This is a genomic window from Gemmatimonas sp. (assembly GCF_031426495.1).
GTDB lineage: Bacteria > Gemmatimonadota > Gemmatimonadetes > Gemmatimonadales > Gemmatimonadaceae > Gemmatimonas.
In genome coordinates, this window is the sequence record NZ_JANPLK010000060.1 from 1 (window position 1) to 1,619 (window position 1,619).

General features: G+C 63.7%; 1 protein-coding gene. It reads left to right on the forward strand.

Annotated elements, in window-relative coordinates:
• Positions 1-161: 161 nt before the first annotated feature.
• Positions 162-1,478 (forward strand): M24 family metallopeptidase, encoded by a 1,317-nt coding sequence (locus RMP10_RS16175; protein ID WP_310571213.1) that lies wholly within the window; start codon positions 162-164, stop codon positions 1,476-1,478.
• Positions 1,479-1,619: the final 141 nt, after the last annotated feature.

A 1,619-nucleotide genomic window follows, 5' to 3' on the forward strand; every position in this document is an offset into this window, starting at 1 on the left:
CGGGGGGAGGGGGGGGCGCTGGCGGGGGGTACACGGGGCCCGCGCCGTTCACCCCCCGCGTACAACGACTCTCACCCCTTGAACCTCCCTCCCTCCTGCTTCCGTGGGTGTTGGCTGTTTGCGGATTCAGCGGCATACTACCGAATCCCCAACCCGCCCCCATGCCCCGCTTCCGCCTCATCGCCGCCGCCATCGCCCTCAGCGCCGGTGCCCTCTCCGCCCAAGCCCCCGCCGAGCCGGCGCGGGTGCGCTGGGAACGCCAGTGTCAGATCCGCAAGGACAAGTTCGACAAGATCCTGCCGCGGGCGATGCGCGACAATGGCGTCGATATGTGGATCGTGATGCAGAAGGAGAATCAGTTCGATCCCATGTACGAGGATCTCGGCCGCGGGTATGTGGGGAGCGTGGGCTACTACATCTTCACCGATCGCGGCGGTGATCGCATTGAGCGCGCGGCGATCGGGGTGAGCGGCTATCTGCTGGAGCAGTGCAAGGTGTACGATATCGTGCGCGGCTTCGCGCCGCTCAAAGCGTTCATCGCCGAGCGGAATCCGAAGAAAATCGCCCTGAACATGTCGGAAGAAGTCGGTGCGGCCGACGGGTTGTCAAAGACGTCGTATGACCGTCTCGTCAAGGAAATCGGTCCGGAGTTCGCGTCGCGCGTCGTGTCGGCAGAGAAAGTGGTGAGCGACTATCGCTCGGGCTTTACGGCATCGCAGATGGTGGCGCTGGGTGAAGCGGGGGAGATCTCGCGGCGGATCGCCCAGCGGGCGTTGAGCAACGAAGTGATCACGCCGGGGGTGACGACGCTGGAAGATGTGGCGTGGTGGATGATGGATCAGCTGCAGCAACGCGCGCTGGGATCGTCGTTCGATATGCCCTCGGTGTACATCACCGGCCCGAAAGGCATCGAGGCCACGAGCACCGACCGTATCATTCAACGCGGCGACCTGCTCATCATCGACTGGGGCGTGGGCTATCTGAACGTGTGGACCGACGTGAAGCGCATGGCGTACGTGTTGAAGCCCGGCGAGACGGCGGTGCCGAAGGGTATTCAGACGGCGTTCGACAACGCACTTAAGGTGCGCGATGTCATCCGACGCACCATCCGCCCCGGCCCGACCGCCGGCGACATGGTCGAGCAGCTGAAAACGGAGATCGTGAAGTCCGGCTTCCGCATGCAGGGCGCGTTCAACGAAGTGACCAACGACAACCGGGTCGAGGTCATGTTCGGTTGCCACTCCGTGGGCGACCGAGGCCATGGCGCCGGCCCGTCGATCGCGTGGTTCAATCCGCGGCAGATGACGTTCGCGATCAAACCGTACAACCCGTTCTCGATCGAGCTGTTCGCGTGGACCCCCAACCCCGATTGGGGCGGCGCGAAAGTGCGCATTCCGCTCGAGGATGATGCGATCGTTACTGAGCGGGGCGTGGAGTGGCTGTACCCGGTGAATGAACGGGTGTGGGTGATAAAGTAGGGATCGCAGCTGCTAACACCCTAGTGAGCAGGGGGGAGGGTATCAGGGGGCAGGGAGCAGGAACCACGCGCGGTTCACCTGCTTCCTCCTCGCTGTTCAAGGGGGGTTCAAGGGGTTCAAGGGGTCAGAGTCGTTGAACGC